The following is an 18,281-nucleotide window of genomic DNA, read 5'->3' as shown; positions in this document are numbered from 1 at the left end:
AAACTTCTTTGCCCAACTCAAGCAATATCGAGCGATTGCCACACGCTATGATAAAGGGGCAATAAACTTTCTATCCGCAATTTATCTGGCTGCTACCGTTATCTGGCTTAATTGATGACACGCCCTAAATGTTAGGCTAAATTGGTGAGAGTATAATTGAGGTGGCTACTTAATAAGTATTGACAATAGTTAAGTTTAGTAAATTTCATCAATAACTGAATTTTTTAAGGCACCATCCTCTGATTTGATCAGAAAATTGAAAAAACGAACGACCATTAATTATTATTACTAATCTGAAAAAGGGCTGATGACAGAGGTAGCTTAAATATAGTACTAATGTACTATATTTAAGCTACCCACTGTGCCAGTTGCGTAAGTCCTGTAATAATTAGATGCGGAAAGCGCACCGGATCTTTTCGGGCGGGCAGGATGCCCACTCTACTCCTATTCATTCGAAGACTGACGCAACGCCAATTAGGATGTTGGACGCCTGATTGAGAGCGCAAGCATTCTATCACCCTCTACAGATTAGTCTACAGATTCAAGCTGTCTTACCGTTGGGGAAAGAGCTATGGGGCTTTGAAGTTGCTATCTGGCCATGACTTCCGTCTAGGGTAAGGTCATTGCCTTTAAAGGTTTTTGCCCCACTCCCCTCTTGCTTAGCGATAGCTTCGTTGATGTATATTTCCTGCTTCGGCAGTGGGATCACAATCCCCTCTTGTTCAAATCTTTCTTTTATAATTCGGCTGATCTCACAATAGGCTGTCCAGTAATCCTGTTTCTTAGTATAGGCCATAAACCAAATGTTAACAGCATATTCAGCCAATTCCCCAGTGTCGATCCAAGGTGCAGGGTCTTCCAATACTAAAGGATGAGAGTTGGCAATATCCTTAAGAACTTGGATCGCTTGAGTAATACTATTGCTGTAGCTGATCCTTACCGTGAGGAACATAGCGCGGACGGGGCTACTGGTTTCGTTCTCAATAACGTTACCCCAGATTGAGTTGTTCGGGATAATAATGATTTTATTTTCATAAGTCTTGATTGTGGTGCAAACTAAGTTGACATCCTTAACCGTACCTTTTACCCCAGCTACTTCAATCATATCGCCCACGTCGAAAGGTTTATAGAGCAAGATCATTAACCCATTGGCAAAGTTACCGAGGGTATTTTGGAACGCAAACGCTACCACAAAACCAGCAGCTCCAATCATAGCCATCAGTGGACCAATACTGACCTCTAGGGCAGTGATACCTAAAATAATACCCACCACAAATAATCCTTGACGGGTTATCCTAACCACGAACTGACGGAGCATAGCTGACATATTCGGGAACATCCACAAAGATTTCTCGAGGACTGTCCCTACAATCAGGGAGAGGATGCTAAAGCCAGCGACAATTCCTAAAAATTTGCCAATGTTATTCGCCCAGCGCAGACCTCCTTCTTTAGACTGGAGCCAGCCGACGATGGTAATCCAGGTTCCTTGAGTGTCGGTTACGTCAACCTTAATCCCACTGATTGCATCGATGTATTTGTTGTACAACTCGACATCACCGCCTTTAGTTTCCAGCTCTTCAAGTACCACCTCAAAGCGATCGCTTAAAGCAGTGCGTTCCTCTCGCAGTGTGGTCATGTTGACCAGAACTTGCTTTTTAACTTCGGTCTTCGCTTCCACCGCTTCTTCTAGGTCTTGTTTGGCTTTGTCAAGTCCCTGTTCAGTCTTTTTCTGCTCTTGTTCATCAGTAACGATTTTGTTGCTAATTGTCCCAATCTTTTCTTGAACCTTAGCAACATCCTCGTTTGAAGTTTTTGCTTTATCTTTTTCCTTTTCAGTACTTTCAACTGCTTTATCAATTGCCCCTTGCAAGGTTTTATCATGCTGGGTCTTTTCCTCTTCTTTAACTGCTTCTTCTACTGACTCTTGAGCTTTTTCGAGAGCTTCCTGTGCCTCTTCAGCAGCTTTTAAAGCTTTAAGGCGATCCTCAGCCGATCCCTCAGTCTCTATTTTTTCCTTAGTGTCTGTCGCTTCCTCAAGAGCCTCTTTGGCATCTTCTAGGGCATCAACAGCTTCTTTAGTTTGTTGAAGCTCTCGATTTTTGCGCTTGACAGCAATTTCAGCATCGCTAAGTTCTTTAACTTTAGTTTTAAGCAAGAACATCCACGCTTTAGCTTCACCCTCCAGCTCATCTAATGTCAAGGGCTTGAGCATTAGCTCTAGCTCCTCAATCGGAATAGTTGGATCCTCAGTTGTAATTGCTTTCTCTAAGACTGAATTAGTGGTCTGTTTAGCTTGAGCAGGTAACCACCATGCCCCAACCATTAAGAGACTGCCAAATAAAATGCTAATTTTCTTATGTCGGTAACGAATCATTGGTTTTTCGTGTTAATAAGACGTTAATGAAGATGTAACCTGTATAGTTTGCTTGACTGTTGAGTGTTAACCAATGAAGATGTAACCTGTATAGTTTGGTTCACTGTTGAGTTTTAACCGTTGACTGTCAACAGTTGCTCCCCCCATTACCCCCGAAGATCGGCAGAGCTGTTTGATTCTTGATTTAGACTGAGGGGGGCAGAGCAGCAGAGCAGGGGAACCGAATTTTCCGCAAATATTCGGTTTTGACAGATTCTAATTCTCTGTATTTAACGAAGAAATGACGATCTCGAGGGCAGTCAATAGTTAACGTTTAACAGTAAACACTCAACAGTCAACAAGGTATAGATAGCCTTTTATTGGTTCAAATCGAGCCATGTCCTTATTGTTGCCCAATATTTTCCATCAATAAACATCTTGAACAAAAATTTTGCAAAATCTTTGCTGAATACCGACTCCGCTTTTATCACATCTTTATTTCCCTGGCTGATCATTAATTTTTCATGGCTGCCATCATCCATAGCTTATTTATCGGTAATGGTAGATTTACCAGCCGTATTTGGTATAATCTGCTTCTGTAAAACTCGGTAAAACCATTTATTTTTACTGGGCTGTATTCTTAACAATTCGTTGAATGCTCCTAGAGAAACAGAATACTATCAAATCCGGTTGAATAACCTACTTCCTGGTCAGGAGAGCAGGGGGAGCAGGGCAGCAGGAGAGCAGGGGGAGAAAGATTTTGTCTGGATATCGTAAGTGTGGGCAATTATCCGGAGGTAGTGATAAACATGTAGTGATGGCCAGGGCAAACGCATCTAATTTTTTTTGACAAATGACCAAGATTATGTATTGAGGATTTAACAGGGTGTAAGCTGTCTAAATAAGTAGTGATAGCCAAATCGCTTATTAGAGCTGATTCGTAAACTCGCTGTAATCCTTGTAGGATAAGGCTTGCGCTCAAATAGAACAATTGAACTATTTAATACCCAAAAGACAATCATAGCAAGGCTTTCAGACTTCTTAAGATTTACTTTACAAATCAGCTCTTAGTCTAATTAACTCAAATTACTATTAATTAATAGTTCCCCAAAAAGATTAAAATTTTAATTATGTCAAAATGATGGAAGACTAAAAATAAAATATAATTTATAGAAATACCTGACGGGGGGACAGAGCGGGTATAGCCATTGTTTAGCAAGGGATACAGCAGATGAAGCAAAAAAAAGATAGGTCAAATATAGTAACCCTGACCTATCTACCAAAAATGATAGCGTGCGCCATACCATAAAATCCTACGGTGCGTCTTGCATTTCGAGGAAACCTCGAAACTACGCACCGAAAAAATAAGCTGCATTACACCAGGTATTTGTTCCTGACCTTAGTCGTTGCCAGCCTACAATTGCTCAGACATGTCAAACTAGAAGTGTTAGCTGAAGCCCTGCCGTTAGCTATTTTGTTTGAGAGTCGCCCTTCAGAAATTACCAGTTCAATATCGTTTCAATCTGGTTTCCCTGTGTAAGTGCTCTGGTAGAAGAGATGTTTAAGCCGAACGATAGGATATATTTGGCGTATGACCGCACCAGTTGGGGGGTGATTAATATCTTGATGGTTAGCGTGATCTATGATCATCGTGCCTGGCCGATTTACATCGGAGTTCTTGGATAAAAAAGGCAGCAGTAATTTTGATGAGCAAACAGCTGTTTTGGGAAAAAGTCTTGGGTTACTCTCCAACTATAGGGTGGTGGTGTTAGGGAACCTTGGCCTTTCGGCCACGCTACGCGAACGGTGCGTCTTGCATTTCTCAGACATAAACCTTGGAGAGGGGAGCCTTATTTCATATAACTTAAAAGTATTACCCATAACCTGTCGCTATAAAGGCCGGAGACGAAACCTTCAACAGGGTCGCCTTTATGGGGGAAACGGTTTAGCATAAAAGGGTTGAGTCTTTGTGATAAGGCGACCCTGTTCTACGGTAACTTCAAACACTCTGTTACGGTAACTTTAAATAGTTGATTCTATTGTGTTATCACCATATTTGCTATCGTGACCAAGACCCACGCGGTGCGACCCCGGTCGGGTTTCCCGACGCAGGAAGTTACCGTAGAACAGGGTAGCCTTATTAAAAAGACTTAAACCTATGACTCACAGACTGCCAACTATAAAGGCTACCCTGTTCAAGGTTTCATCGTTGACCTAGGGAACGCGCACCAAGAGAAATGAATCATTATTCCTCATGGCTCTGCTGTTAATAAATTTAAGCCACTTAATAGTTTGACTTGATGAAAACCTTGGCTCCATAACAGCTTGCGTGATTTCGGTCACTATTGTTGAATAAGCGCGGAAATAATGCTAATTTAGCCTTGCCTATTTTTTGGCTTTTATTAATACTTTTTATTAAGTCAACGAACAAATTATAAAACACCATTGGATTGCTAACTTTGCTCGCCTTATAAAAAGTCGATATGTCTACCTCTATGCCACGCACATTCAAACCCTTGACTAAACTAATCATACTATTTTGAATATTATATAGCACAAATTATAACCATTTTAACAAAAATAGTTGCAATCATGGGCGAATTTAATTCGCCAACGGAAAGCGCACCTTTAGGAAAGTATTGAGGACTGGATAATCATCATTAGGTAATTTACCTACGTATCTTTTGACGATTTTTTGAAAATTATATATCATTGAAGCAACATTATTAAATTTTAATTTAGCCTCTATTTTATAAAATTATATGCTATTTGTATAGGTTTTTAACTATCATTCAACATTTCTGAACTAAGCCATGTTCGACTATCTACTCTCAGCGTTAGAAAGACTAAATAAATTACTAGAGCAAGCAGTAATAACAGCACAAGCTGTCTACGGTTCTCAAGCAGCTACTGACCCTTATCGAGGTCTTCGTATTGATCGCGATCAGGTCAAACAACTCCTAGATCGTGAACCAGGGATACCTTTGTTTGCAGTAGATGCAGAAAAAACTGAGTCTGATCAGACTAACAATACACCATTAAACTGGCTGAAACAGACTTTTGGTTTGTCTGAATTTGATTTAGACGTGATTCTGATTGCCCTGGCTCCAGAAATTGATTTAAGTTACGAGCGTCTGTATGCCTATCTTCAGGATGATGTCACTCGCAGGCGACCTAGTATTGATTTAGCCTTAAATTTACTATGTCCCTCTGCTGAAGCCAAACTGTTGCAACGAGTTCATTTTGCTCCTGATGCACCCTTAATCAAACATGGCTTACTTCATTTAATTCCTGACCCTCATCAGGTTAAGCCACCAATATTATCCTATTATCTCAAGCTAGATGATCAAGTTATCCATTTTCTGTTAAAACAAAAGAGTCTTGAACCGCGTTTAGAATCTTGGTGTCAATTGATAGATAGTCCTGCGGTTGAGGACAAGTTACCGATTAGGGATGACATTAAACACATACTTCCTAAGCTAGTCAAACACGCTCAAAATACCAGCCAGCCTCTACATCTGTATTTCTCTGGTTTACATTCTACTGAAAAACGCCGTGGAGCGATCGCCCTTGCCGCTCAACTGAACAAGCAGTTATTAATTGCGGATTTAGCTCAAGCTTTAGCAATTAAGGAAGAGTTTGACCAACTGCTAAAATTGTTATTCCGTGAAGCCTGTTTTCACGATGCTATCCTCTATCTAGAAAGTCTGGAAAGTTGGGATGCACTACAGACCAAAGAGCAGCATCTGTTATATAAAAGCTTACTTGACAGACTAACTGAGGCGAAAGGTGTGGTGATATTATCTGGAATACAGTCGTGGGTGCCAAAGTTGACCAATCTCCAGGGTGTGATTACTGTACCTTTTGCTACACCGGATTTTTACCAACGGCGCGTTTACTGGCAAGCTAGTTTAGAAACTAAAGGAATTGTACTTAGCGATCGCGACTTGGATACCCTAGCCAATCGTTTTACCTTGAGTTCAGCCCAAATAGCAGGAGCAGTGACAACTGCTTGTAATCAGGCTTTGTGGCGTGCTGCTGCCGAATTTGAAGAATTGCCATTAAACAGTACAATTAAGCCAACCCTAAATGACTTATTAGCAGCGGCTCGTGACCAATCTGGTAACAATTTAACTGAATTAGCCCGCAAACTTAACCTTAAGTATAGTTGGCAAGACATTATCTTACCCGCCGATCAACTTGCTCAGCTCAAAGAAATTTGTAATCAAGCCAAGTATCGTCATATTGTCTATGAAAAATGGGGCTTTCACCGCAAGCTGTCCATTGGCAAAGGATTAAATGTACTATTTTCAGGTCCACCAGGCACAGGTAAGACCATGGCGGCGGAAGTGATTGCTAATGAACTACAGCTTGAGCTATACAAAATTGATTTATCCCAGGTTGTCAGTAAGTACATTGGCGAGACTGAGAAAAATTTGAACCGCATTTTTATGGCTGCCGAAACAGCTAACGCTATCCTTCTGTTTGACGAGGCAGATGCTCTGTTTGGCAAACGCTCTGAAGTTCGAGATGCTCATGACCGCTACGCCAATATTGAAGTTGGGTATCTGTTGCAGAAGATGGAGGAATATGAGGGGATATCAATTTTGACAACAAATTTGCGCCAAAATTTAGACGAGGCATTTGTGCGTAGGTTAGCCTTTACAGTTCACTTTCCCTCACCAGATGAAGCTAGTCGTCGGCGCATTTGGGAGGGGATTTGGACTGAGGAAATCCCCTTGTCAGCAGATCTAGATTTTGAGTTTTTGGCACGGCAGTTCAAATTGAGTGGAGGGAATATTAAAAATATTGCCCTAGCAGCAGCTTTTCTAGCGGCTGAAGCAGGTAGTGCAGTGATGATGGAACATCTGTTACAGGGAACTCGGCGGGAGTATCAGAAGATGGGTAAGGTATGGAGTGATGGAATGCGATCGCTTAAATAATCCGGCCACGGTCAGTAGTGAGCCAGTTTTACACTAACGACTTACCTAGTGCGATTGTAAGCATTCAGCCGTTGGCCTTTGGCCAAGGCTGATAGCTGAATGCTTACGTGCTATTTACCTGATTAAGCCACAAGTATAATACTGTAATCCTTAGGCGATCGCGAACATATTATTGATCAAGTTATTTCTCTTTATTACTGTTATCTTATTTCTAGAATTATTTTAGCTTCCAAAAGAAGCTAAATTCAATTCCCAGACTGACGCCCTAATTCATACACACCACAGCTCATACAAGCAATAATCCCGATACTGATTGCCCAACTGTGTCCGAGGCTAATTTCCACGGCGTAGTTACAAACTGCACCAATGACTAAAAAAGGCAAAATGCTGACAATTGACGCATAGAAAGCGTTTTGAGATTCTCTGACCTTACGGGTTCGTTCAAATTCCTGAGCCGAGATGTAAAAGAATCCCTCAGCAAAGTTAAACCAGCGGTTCAATTGCTCCATAATCCATTGCCTCAAGGACGAGAGGCTTAAATATAGCGCTAGAGACCACAAAGATGCTCCTGCGATCGCTGTAGTATCCACCTCGAATCGGAAGGGCAAAAATTCAGTCAGCATCAGTTCACGGATAGGGTAGGCTGGGGCAAGTTCATGACTAAGTTAACCAACATTTAACATCTCTATTTGAGTTGATCGCTTTAGTGTTAACGGTTAACGGTAGACACGCGCACAGTAGACACGCGCACAAAGGTTAGTCAAAGGTCAACCCTTAACAAAAAATCTAATCCTTAAATTGTGCAAGTTAAATGTGTATTAGCCTCTTGAGGTATCTTAACAAAACTCAAGATTTTGATAAATACCTAAAACAACCCAAACACCCTGCTGATGGTAGGTGATCTGGAGGGATATAATTGACAATCAAACCGCTAAATCCTTCGCGTAGCGTCGGCTTTGGCGAAGATTACAGCAGGGGATTCTTAAGAGCATAAAACTCTTACTGGCTGATTCAAACAGCCTCTACACCCTCCGATAAAATCATCGGGCTTACTTGTATGTTTTTTTTATGGTTCATGTTTCTAGCAGAGGCTTTTCAGCTTGCACAAGAACCGGTGCTTTTTTCTGCGTAGGAGACGCTACGCGAAAGAGCGCATTAAATCAATTTATGCCAGATTTATACTAGCTAAAATTATCAAGAATCGCAATCAACTTGATCTTCAATTCCCAAGGGGCTGTGTGGGTCACCTGCGTCCGCACTTTATACGCCCCATCTCCCGCACTTGTCTTTGGGCTATAACGGGAGTCCCCAAGGAGTTGAATGATGGAAAGACCCCTAACTAGCTAAAGCCAGACTAGAACTAATGCGCAGTGGTTATTTATCAAGGCTTCTAATTTTCGCTGGACTGAGTTTAACAAGTTCAATCGGTTTAAGTACCCATTCGAGTTTCCCCAGCCAGCCAGTAACTGCATCAGAACCTCCCTCAACCTTGGTAGCCGGAGTAAGAAGTTTTGCCAAAGGGGGTTCCTTTCCCGTAGAAAACTTCCGGGGCTACACCTCTGGCTTCGGTTACCGACCCTCTCCTAGAGGTTCTGGATGGGAATTCCACCGAGGTTTAGACATAGCTGCCCCTGAAGGAAGCTATATCCGTAACTGGTGGAGTGGTAAAGTAATTAAAATTTCTGATGGTACTGCTTGCGGCACCTCAATAACTATCCAATCGGGCAAGTGGCAGCACATCTACTGTCACATGAAAGGATACGCAGTTAAAAATGGAGGTACTCGCTATTTAATTGACAACTCCGGTGGGATTCGGATCAAGGAAGGCCAACTGTTGCCTTCTGGAGCCAGAATCGGTCGAGTAGGGATGACTGGTCGTACCACTGGTCCTCATCTGCACTGGGGATTGAAGTATGGCAAGCAATATGTTGACCCAGCCCAGGTGCTGCGTGCAATGTATAAAACACGAGCTTGATTGGGACAAATGCTAATGGTTAATGGCCATTAACCATTAACCATTAACCATTAACATGTTTCAAACATGCATGCCTTTGATCGTTTAACTAGAAACTACGAAACTACCAATTGTTCCTTGCACATCTGGGTGTGTTCTTCTACAATTTTGCGTAACTGGTCTCCTTCGATAGTTTCTTGATCTATCAACAGGTCTACTAATCGGTCAATGATTACCCGATTTTCCCGGACTAACTGACGAGCATGGCCATGGCAATGCTGCACAATTGTGCGAACTTGGGCATCAATGTGGGCAGCAATTTTCTCTGAGTACTCAGCCCTATTAATCACATTACCCCCTAGAAAGACTTCTCCCCCTGGATCTTCTAAGGACAGAGGACCCAAATCACTCATTCCAAAGCGGGTTACCATCTGCCGTGCTCGCGAGGTAACTTGTCGCAAGTCCCCAACAGCACCAGTAGTCACTTCAGCCTCACCAAAAATTTCTTCTTCTGCCGCTCTACCCCCTAAAGCAGCAGTAATTTGGGCTTTGAGTTGAGCCCGAGTAATCAAACCTTGCTCTTCATCAGGAATATACCAGGTCAAACCACGGGCTTGCCCTCGGGGAATTAGGGTTACTTTCTGTACCGGGTCGTGATCCGGTAGGAGGGTAGAAATTACAGCATGTCCTACTTCATGGTAGGCAATTAATCGCTTATTCTTGCTGTCCACTAGAGGAGTGCCTTCCATCCCAGCTACCACCCGGTCAATAGCATCATTGATTTCGAGCATAGTAATGGCATCTTTGCGGCGGCGGGCAGTCAGGATTGCCGCTTCGTTGAGTAGGTTGGCTAAGTCAGCACCAGTAAACCCAGGGGTACGCTTAGCAACAGTTTCTAGACAAACCTCAGGGTCAATCTTTTTGTTGCGAGCGTGGACTTCCAGAATGTTATTCCTGCCTTTGTAGTCAGGGTAATCCACAATAACTTGTCTGTCAAAGCGTCCAGGACGTAATAGTGCAGCATCCAGGACATCTGGGCGATTAGTGGCAGCAATAATAATAATACCTGTGTTGCCTTCAAACCCATCCATTTCCGTGAGCAATTGGTTAAGGGTTTGCTCCCGTTCATCGTTTCCACCGCCAATTCCTGCTCCCCGTTGCCGTCCTACCGCATCAATTTCATCAATGAAGACCAAGCAAGGGGCATTTTCTTTGGCTTTTCTGAACAAGTCACGGACACGGGAGGCACCAACGCCCACAAACATTTCCACGAATTCGGAACCAGAGATGCTAAAGAAGGGAACTCCTGCTTCACCAGCGATCGCTTTGGCTAAGAGAGTTTTACCAGTTCCTGGAGGACCCACTAGCAGCACACCTTTCGGGATCCGTGCTCCAACAGCAGTAAAGCGTTCTGGTTGTTTGAGGAATGTGACAACTTCTTGCAATTCCTGTTTAGCTTCTTGAATACCTGCTACATCATCAAAGAGAACCCCGGTTTTGGCTTCCATCTGAAACCGTGCTCGGGATTTGCCAAAGTTTAAGGCTTGACCAGAATTACTCGCAGAGCGTCGCAGGATCATCATCAAGCCTGCTAGTAACAACAGAATGAAAAATAAGTTGGCAATTAGACCTAAAGCGGCTGAGTTATCCGCAGAGCGCCTAATTTCAGTGGGAACATTCTGTTGACGGAGTTCCTTGAGTAGCAAGGAGTTTTGATCGAACAAAGCAACTCGTTGAGGAGGTTCATTCTCATTGGACCCCTCTAAGCTAACTTTAGCAATCTTAGTGGCTTCATCGATTTCTATTTTAGTGACGTCCCCATTTTTAACTTTCTTTAATAGCTCACTATAGGTTAGAGATTTCTCTTGTTTAAGCTGTGCTTGGGCTGGGGTACCCAGTATCACCCCTTGCCAAAGGAGCAAACTGGCAGCAATACGCCAGAATTTGACTAACTTGCGCTTTTCCTGGGGTTCCTGTAATCTAACCTCAGGATTTGCCAGCGGCTGTGGAGAGGTGTTTACCTCTGCATTACCCATCCATGCTCTCATCCAGAAACGTTTCTTCATGGCTGTTTGCTCTTTGGTCTTGCCTTGACTCAACTCCTGGGTAAACCTAGTTAGGCTTCAATGAATTCACGCCCTTGAGTTGAAATTTCTTTCACTTTCTAGTCTAGCTCCCTAAAATCCGGCTTTAGCTGTAAGAAACTCATCTGAAGTCCGCTAGCATCGGTAACCTGCTCTTGCCTAGATGGGGTTTGCAAACCTCACCCTGTTTTTTTCTTAATCCTCTCTGCTGTAGATACCTTGCCTGGAACATCTCTACAAATGGTAACCATACAACTGGACACGAGATCACTAGTTGACCTTGTACTTTTGAGAGTCAACCATCAACCGTCAACATTCAACAAACATCTGATCAATTACACCGAAGTGGATGTCTTTATTTCTTCTACCTGATCTGAGGGGGTTGGCGGAACCTGGGGGATTTCCATTGGTACATCTTCCTGTTGGAGATCCTCTAGGGTAGTGACAAAATCTCTAATCCCTTGAAATTTTCCATAGACGGAAGCAAAGCGTACATAAGCCACTTCACTCTCCGAACGTAGGTAGCGCAAGACTAACTCACCAATTTCGTGACTGATGACTTCCCGACCAAATCGCTGTTGTAATTCTGCTTCAATCTCATCAACCAATGCTTCCAGGCGTTTTTGGAGAATGCCGGTTTTTTCACAAGCACGTACAATTCCCCGTAACAACTTGGAACGGTCAAATGATTCCCGCTTGCCATCCCGCTTGATCACAGTTATTGGCACAAATTCGATCCGCTCATATGTCGTGAAGCGATGTTTGCATCCCAAACACTCCCGACGTCGCCTCACACTTTTCCCTGCCTCAGTAGAACGAGACTCAAGAACGCGGCTCTCGGTGTGGTGACAAGAGGGGCATCGCATAAGATAATTTTGTTTTCTTGCTGAGTGGACTGATTGGCGGCAGATATTTGGAACGCCCTAAGAGTCGATACTGTCAAAATAACAATTATATGGAAGGTGAGCCGATATAGACCTATCAACTTCCCTATATCCTATAGGGTCATGCACAGGGTATTGCGGCTCAGAGCATCCACAGAACTGTTGAATTTCGATCTGAGTAAATCGAGGTAAACTACTTACCAATCTTAGGCGGTTCCCGAAAAGCAATGGCAAAAAATAGGGTGCCTAGGGCTAAGGTCAAGATTAAGATATAAGCAACTGATTCCATAGCTATAATTGTTGGTTATCTTCTCACTTACCAGTCTACCTTGCATAGACCACAGAAATAGCCAAAAGGCAAAAGAAAAATTTCTTTTCTTCTGCCTTTTGCTTTTAAGTCAAACTGTGATAAGAGATATTTAACCTCTAGATAGGCTCTGTCCTACGGGTACTCTTATCACCAAGCTTCTGGAAGAAGCCCCACTCGACTTGCTCTTCCTCTAGGTCAGGATCGACACCAGCAAACACATCTCGATAGAGGGTGCGTGAGCCATGCCAGATGTGCCCAAAGAAGAACAACAGAGCAAAGACAGCATGACCAAAGGTGAACCAACCCCGAGTACTAGTGCGGAATACACCATCAGAGTTTAAGGTTTCACGGTCAAATTCAAAGCCCTCACCCAGCTGAGCAGTACGAGCGTATTGCTTCACATCGAATGGGTCAGTAAAGGTTTGACCATCAAGAACTCCACCGTAGAAGCTAACTGTGACACCAGCTTGCTCGAAACTATACCTAGATTCAGCCCGTCGGAAAGGTATGTCCGCACGAACTACACCATTAGCATCGGTCAAAATGATAGGGAAGGTTTCAAAGAAGTTCGGCATCCGACGAACGGTCAGATCCCGACCTTCACTGTCTGTGAACACCGCATGACCTAGCCAACCTTCAGCAATTCCATCCCCTTTGTCCATCGGACCTGTGCGGAACAAACCACCTTTGGCAGGGGAGTTGCCTACATAGTCATAGAATGCCAGCTTCTCTGGAATTGATGACCAAGCTTCTGACAAGCTAGCACCATCAGCCAATTCAGCTTGTACCCGTTGGTTAATTTCCTGTTGGAAATAACCCTGATCCCACTGATAGCGAGTTGGACCAAACAGTTCAATTGGGGTGGCAGCACTGCCGTACCACATGGTGCCTGCTACTACAAACGCAGCAAAAAATACAGCCGCGATACTGCTGGAGAGTACCGTTTCGATATTCCCCATCCGTAGAGCTTTAAACAATCGCTCTGGTGGTCGTACTGTTAAGTGGAATAAACCGGCAATAACCCCAACAACACCAGCAGCGATATGGTGAGCGACAATACCTCCAGGGTTATAGGGGTTAAAGCCTGCTGGTCCCCATTCTGGTGCGATGGGTTGAACACTACCAGTGAGACCATAGGCATCAGATACCCACATCCCAGGACCCCAAAGCCCAGTCAAGTGAAAGGCACCAAAGCCAAAGCAGAGTAAACCAGATAAGAACAGGTGAATGCCAAAAATTTTTGGCAAATCGAGAGCTGGGTCGCCACTCCGTGGGTCTCTGAACACATCTAAATCCCAGTAAACCCAGTGCCATACGGCAGCCAGGAACAATAAACCAGAAAGGATAATATGAGTTGCAGCGACACCTTCAAAAGACCATAAGCCAGCATTGGTTACGGTTTCACCAGTGATACTCCAGCCCCCCCAGGAATCAGTAACCCCTAGACGAGCCATAAAGGGCATGACGAACATCCCCTGACGCCACATCGGGTTAAGAACCGGGTCACTCGGATCAAAAATTGCCAATTCGTACAGGGCCATTGAACCAGCCCAGCCTGCCACCAGGGCTGTATGCATCAAGTGCACAGCTAGCAGACGTCCTGGATCATTCAGGACGACCGTGTGTACTCGGTACCAGGGTAGTCCCATTGACTACGCTCCTCCTAATATAGAGTTTTTACTTCGACGCTTCTTTTGATCAGTATGTTAGAAATCGCCTTGAAATCTCCCCCGCTTCAAACACAGAGGATTCTAAGAGTCACGTTGTTCGAGGGGTTAAAAACCTAATCTGACAACGCTTACGGTATGATTTCTTTAATTTGACACTGTTTGGAGAGCTTTCAAGCTCTCCGACCGACCTTGGTTAGGTGTGAACCTAACTGTATCGCTACTTGGGTAGCCACCCTAGATTTTGCCATTGGCAACTTAGGTAGGACAAAGTATGTATGAAACTAAAGTTTGTTTAAAGAAGTGTAACTATTGTTAGAGCCGATTGCAAGCGAACGGTCATGTTCTCAGCTTAGGGTCGGAAGCCTAAAACCAGCTATATTGCGCAAATTTCCCTTGTATTTGCCTAAATTAAAGCAATATAGCTTCTAAAATCTAAAAATTTTCAAATTCAGTCCGGTAGCCTCTTGACTAATTAGCAATAGTCGGACACAAATCAAAATGAAAAAGGTATGTTGAAAGGAAAAAGGCATAAGCATAGGACTTATGGCAAGTTGAGTTCAAACCATATCACCTAAAGCACTTAAGAGGGCAGGGGGAATAGGGGGAAGAGTCCAGAGTTGGGGAAAGCTGGGGCTAAAAGGGTTAGTAAACAGCTAGAGAAAATGTCGCAGAGTCTACCAAAAACTCTTATTATTTGTTAGACTTAAATTAGGGTAACACCGACAGGGATTATTATGTAACTTAAATTAAAGCCGAAAACCAAGGGTTTAATAGTTGCGGTTACATCCCGGTGTTAGACTTTTTTGACATTTTTATGGCGCTCGCGGGATATTCCCGAGAGCTTTGGGAGATACCCCCTGGATGCTATTGCATCTTGCCTTGGCGAGCCTTGGTCTATCTTGGTAGACTTTGGTAGCTAAAAAGTATCGGGATATAATTGGTTGTATTACTCATCCAGTTGTAGTTGCGAGCCAAGAAATTCGCCACGATCACAGCATCAGTGCGGGGGTTAGTGGACAGTATCAAAAACTTGTCCAATATCTACCATAAACTGCCAATCATTGGTAGTATTGACCGATGAGTTGAGTCCTACTTCGTAAGGCGGTCGAACTTACGGGATTATCCAAAAATAAATTGAGGAAGTACGCAGATAATGGCACAATTGATTCACTCACAACAGAAGGGGGGCATAGATTGTTTGACGTTGAAAACTACATCAAGCAATCAAAACCCAAGCATGATTACACAATCTGCTACTGTCGGGTCAGCTCAACAAAACAACGAGATGACCTTGACAGGGAAATCGCCTATATGCACTCACTCCCAGACTGCGAAATCATCAAGGACATCGGATCGGGGCTTAATTTCAAAAGATTTGGGCTTAAAACCATACTGGATAGACTTATGCGAGGAGATCAATTCACGCTTATTGTTGCCTGTAGAGACAGACTCGCCCGGTTTGGGTTTGAACTTGTACAGTACCTGGTCGAATCCAACGGTGGAAAAATCGTGGTTCTCGACAACCATGAAAGTTGCCTACACTCAGAGCTGGTCGCGGATCTTCTCTCCATTGTTCACCTCTTCAGCTGTCGAGTCCATTGACTCAGGAAGTACGGTAAAAAAATCAAAGAAGATCAAGATTTACCTTGATAAAAGCCAGAAACAGATGGTTAATCAATGGCTTGGAGTTTCCCGTTATGTTTTTAATAAGACCGTCGAGATACTTCAAGATGGCTCAGTAAAGGCTAACTGGAAACGGATCAAGACTGAGATTCTTAACAATCTCCCTGAGTGGTGCAAGGCAGTGCCTTATCAAATTAAGTCTATAGCGATTAAGGATGCCTGTACCGCCATCAGGGAAGCCAAGAAAAAATACCAGAAAACTGGGCAGGTCAATCGAGTTCGGTTTAGGTCTCGCAAAAACCCCGTCCAGTCTTGTTATATTCCTAAATCGGCTGTTACAGCTATTGGTATTTATCGCACAAAATTAGGCGAGTTAAGCTTTACTGAATCGCTACCAGATCACATTTGTGATTGTCGATTAACTAGCACCAACGGGAACTATTATCTAGTAGTTCCCTACAAAGCAGCCCCAAAAAAAGCCGAGAATCAAGGTAGGGTGGTTGCGCTCGATCCCGGTGTGAGAACCTTTTTGACATTCTTCAGCGAAAACTCTGTAGGGAAGATTGGTGAAGGAGATTTCTCTGGCATCCAACGCCTATGTGCTCACCTAGACAAGTTGGTTGGTAAAATCAGCTTTTCTAAAGGAAAGCAAAAGCGAAGAATGAAAAAAGCTGCCAGAAGAATGACTATCAAGATACAGAATCTAGTCAATGAACTGCATCACAAGGCGGCCAGGTTTTTGGTTGACAACTTTGATGTGATTTTACTCCCTACGTTCGAGACATCCCAGATGTCAAAACGTGGGAGTCGCAAGATTCACTCAAAGACTGTTCGCAATCTGATGAACTTGGCTCACTACAGGTTCAAGCAGTTCCTCAAGCACAAAGCTTTCGAGACTGGAAAGCAAGTCCTGGATGTGTGCGAAGCCTACACCAGCAAAACTGTCAGTTGGACAGGTGAGCTGGTCAAGATTGGTAGCAGCAAAATTATCAAATCAAAAGTTGATGGTCAGAGAATGGATCGAGATCTAAATGGCGCTCGTGGAATATTTATACGAGCTTTGGTAGATACACCCTGGATGAGAAATCATCTTGCATTGGCGGGCTAATATTTGCTTTTGGTAGATATTGGTAGCTAAAAAGTATCGGCTATTGATATGCACTGGCTATTAGGCTCCAATCCTATGGCTAGGGTTTTTTGATTAACTGCTAACCCTAGCTATAACTTTGATCACAAGTCGCAATCAAAAGTATTACTTCCTCATCTTCCCTATCCTCACCCTCTTCACCCTCTTCTTCCTTGTCCCCTGGTGCCTTTTCCCTGTATCAGTTAACCTTTGCCCCCTACCATGATTTCAGTATTTGTCATCGCTAAGCGTTCGATAACTTGCTCAGCAGTGATCAAGCGTTTTAGGACAACTTGACCAATAGTTTTTGCTGACTCAGGTGAAGTGTTAGGCATGGGTTTGACTTCAACCATAACCACAAGGTCTTCAACCTGATAGAGCCACAATTTTTCTCCTTGCTCTAGGATAGAAAGGTTCATTTGCTTAATTTCTGGCAGGCGTCGCCAAGCGTTTTCGTTCCAAAGACCTCCAAACTCCCAAACGCGCCCGACTATCCAGCCTTCCGATAAAAAGAAATATTTCACGTTGCTCTTCGCTAATCCTGCTCTATATTTCTATTTTCCACTCAAATTGAATTTTTCAGCTTAAATTGACGATTTAATTCAAATTTTATGCAACAACTGCAATTGGTGAATTTCAGGACTTACGCACCAAGCTTGGGGTGCATCTCATCTTTGTAAAAAAGAAGGGAAGTGCCGGAAGTGTCGGAAGCGTGGGGATTTTAGGGAGGGTGGGTAGTGTAGGCAGTTTGGGAATTTTATTAGAATTTTTGTTTAATTGCAAAAATGAGATGCACCCCCAAGCTTGTCGGTTAAGACTAGGTGTGGGGTGTAGTGGAAATTTATAGAATTTGACAAAATCATCAGTATATGATTTACAGCAGTCAGCTAAGGCGCTACAGATGGTGCTACTTGAGCTGCTATCAGCTATCAGCTATCAGCCAATTTCTGATCAAGATCAGGGAGTTATCCTTAAAGGAGGTATTGATATTTTTGTTCTCAAAGGTTAATTTTAGGTAAGCATATGCTTACAAAGCATTTTTACTTGACCATAGTTTTTTTATGTAGCTGCTTTGGGTATCGATTTATGGGTAAAATAATCGATTTATGGGTAAAATAATCGATAATCCAGATAAAAAAAAGGACAATAAAAGCCAATCAAATTCTTATATAACCTGGCTTTATAAGCTGTTCGGCATTTAAATTGGTATAATAAAAATTAATAAATAACCCAATAATAGGAAATATGCCAGCAAAAAATTATCTGACACAAGAGCAAAAAACAATACTTCAAAAAGCCTTAAAAATAGAAGAAAATGGAAATATTAGAGAACG

The 18,281-nt window shown here is 43.1% G+C and carries 16 protein-coding genes; 8 read left to right on the top strand and 8 right to left on the bottom strand.

From position 1 onward, the window contains the following. On the top strand, window positions 1-115 hold a 115-nt coding region (locus tag F6K38_RS22740; RefSeq protein WP_353737155.1), incomplete at its 5' end, for a transposase. Window positions 116-541: 426 nt separating this feature from the next. On the opposite strand, the gene F6K38_RS22735 is transcribed toward F6K38_RS22740, so the two are convergent. Together F6K38_RS22735 and F6K38_RS22730 are read right to left on the bottom strand one after the other, a co-directional pair. Beyond that, the gene (locus tag F6K38_RS22735) at window positions 542-2,374 is read right to left on the bottom strand and encodes a mechanosensitive ion channel family protein (RefSeq protein ID WP_008180831.1); all 1,833 of its coding nucleotides are present in this window, start codon (window positions 2,372-2,374) and stop codon (window positions 542-544) included. 356 nt (window positions 2,375-2,730) lie between these two features. Next, window positions 2,731-2,895, bottom strand: coding sequence for a hypothetical protein (locus F6K38_RS22730; protein WP_008180834.1), 165 nt, complete (start codon window positions 2,893-2,895; stop codon window positions 2,731-2,733). Between the two features lie 776 nt (window positions 2,896-3,671). Here F6K38_RS22730 and F6K38_RS22725 point away from each other — a divergent pair. The 3 genes from F6K38_RS22725 (at window position 3,672) to F6K38_RS22715 (ending at window position 7,296) form a co-directional block, all read left to right on the top strand. Further along, complete coding sequence (locus F6K38_RS22725; protein WP_075873662.1) at window positions 3,672-3,893, top strand: hypothetical protein; 222 nt, start codon at window positions 3,672-3,674, stop codon at window positions 3,891-3,893. Between the two features lie 111 nt (window positions 3,894-4,004). Beyond that, the gene (locus F6K38_RS22720; protein WP_143764196.1) at window positions 4,005-4,307 is read left to right on the top strand and encodes a hypothetical protein; all 303 of its coding nucleotides are present in this window, start codon (window positions 4,005-4,007) and stop codon (window positions 4,305-4,307) included. An 859-nt stretch (window positions 4,308-5,166) separates the two neighbouring features. Next, window positions 5,167-7,296: an AAA family ATPase gene (locus F6K38_RS22715; RefSeq protein ID WP_287250334.1), complete on the top strand. Its 2,130-nt coding sequence runs from the start codon at window positions 5,167-5,169 to the stop codon at window positions 7,294-7,296. A 245-nt stretch (window positions 7,297-7,541) separates the two neighbouring features. Here F6K38_RS22715 and F6K38_RS22710 read toward each other — a convergent pair whose 3' ends face one another. After that, a complete protein-coding gene (locus F6K38_RS22710; protein ID WP_044492400.1) occupies window positions 7,542-7,919 on the bottom strand; it encodes a hypothetical protein in 378 nt (125 codons plus the stop codon). Window positions 7,920-8,659: 740 nt separating this feature from the next. Here F6K38_RS22710 and F6K38_RS22705 point away from each other — a divergent pair. Continuing rightward, on the top strand, window positions 8,660-9,271 hold the full coding sequence (locus F6K38_RS22705) for a M23 family metallopeptidase (protein WP_008180846.1): 612 nt from the start codon (window positions 8,660-8,662) through the stop codon (window positions 9,269-9,271). 95 nt (window positions 9,272-9,366) lie between these two features. On the opposite strand, the gene ftsH is transcribed toward F6K38_RS22705, so the two are convergent. The 4 genes from ftsH to psbB all read right to left on the bottom strand — a co-directional run bounded on the left by ftsH (window position 9,367) and on the right by psbB (window position 14,177). After that, the gene (gene ftsH / locus F6K38_RS22700; RefSeq protein ID WP_287250337.1) at window positions 9,367-11,316 is read right to left on the bottom strand and encodes an ATP-dependent zinc metalloprotease FtsH; all 1,950 of its coding nucleotides are present in this window, start codon (window positions 11,314-11,316) and stop codon (window positions 9,367-9,369) included. A 353-nt stretch (window positions 11,317-11,669) separates the two neighbouring features. Further along, window positions 11,670-12,200, bottom strand: a complete 531-nt coding sequence (gene nrdR / locus F6K38_RS22695) for a transcriptional regulator NrdR (protein ID WP_287267874.1) — start codon at window positions 12,198-12,200, stop codon at window positions 11,670-11,672. Between the two features lie 211 nt (window positions 12,201-12,411). Continuing rightward, a complete protein-coding gene (locus F6K38_RS22690) occupies window positions 12,412-12,507 on the bottom strand; it encodes a photosystem II reaction center protein T (RefSeq protein WP_008180851.1) in 96 nt (31 codons plus the stop codon). A 137-nt stretch (window positions 12,508-12,644) separates the two neighbouring features. Then, window positions 12,645-14,177: a photosystem II chlorophyll-binding protein CP47 gene (gene psbB / locus F6K38_RS22685; RefSeq protein ID WP_287263847.1), complete on the bottom strand. Its 1,533-nt coding sequence runs from the start codon at window positions 14,175-14,177 to the stop codon at window positions 12,645-12,647. A gap of 1,155 nt (window positions 14,178-15,332) precedes the next feature. Between psbB and F6K38_RS22680 the strand changes: the two genes are divergently transcribed. Together F6K38_RS22680 and F6K38_RS22675 are read left to right on the top strand one after the other, a co-directional pair. Continuing rightward, window positions 15,333-15,800: an IS607 family transposase gene (locus tag F6K38_RS22680; protein ID WP_229414350.1), complete on the top strand. Its 468-nt coding sequence runs from the start codon at window positions 15,333-15,335 to the stop codon at window positions 15,798-15,800. Beyond that, a complete protein-coding gene (locus F6K38_RS22675) occupies window positions 15,724-16,929 on the top strand; it encodes an RNA-guided endonuclease InsQ/TnpB family protein (protein ID WP_008180859.1) in 1,206 nt (401 codons plus the stop codon). The genes F6K38_RS22680 and F6K38_RS22675 overlap by 77 nt, the downstream gene beginning before the upstream one ends. Window positions 16,930-17,150: 221 nt before the next feature. Here the strand turns inward: F6K38_RS22675 and F6K38_RS22670 are convergent, their stop codons facing one another. Beyond that, window positions 17,151-17,471: a hypothetical protein gene (locus tag F6K38_RS22670; RefSeq protein ID WP_008180860.1), complete on the bottom strand. Its 321-nt coding sequence runs from the start codon at window positions 17,469-17,471 to the stop codon at window positions 17,151-17,153. A 326-nt stretch (window positions 17,472-17,797) separates the two neighbouring features. Here F6K38_RS22670 and F6K38_RS22665 point away from each other — a divergent pair, with 326 nt between their 5' ends. Beyond that, the gene (locus F6K38_RS22665; protein ID WP_154659698.1) at window positions 17,798-17,956 is read left to right on the top strand and encodes a hypothetical protein; all 159 of its coding nucleotides are present in this window, start codon (window positions 17,798-17,800) and stop codon (window positions 17,954-17,956) included. Window positions 17,957-18,281: the final 325 nt, after the last annotated feature.

This window comes from Moorena sp. SIO3B2 (genome assembly GCF_010692525.1).
GTDB classification, from domain to species: domain Bacteria; phylum Cyanobacteriota; class Cyanobacteriia; order Cyanobacteriales; family Coleofasciculaceae; genus Moorena; species Moorena producens.
The sequence above is the reverse complement of the archived record's forward strand: the minus strand, read 5'-3'. Positions and strand labels throughout refer to the sequence as shown.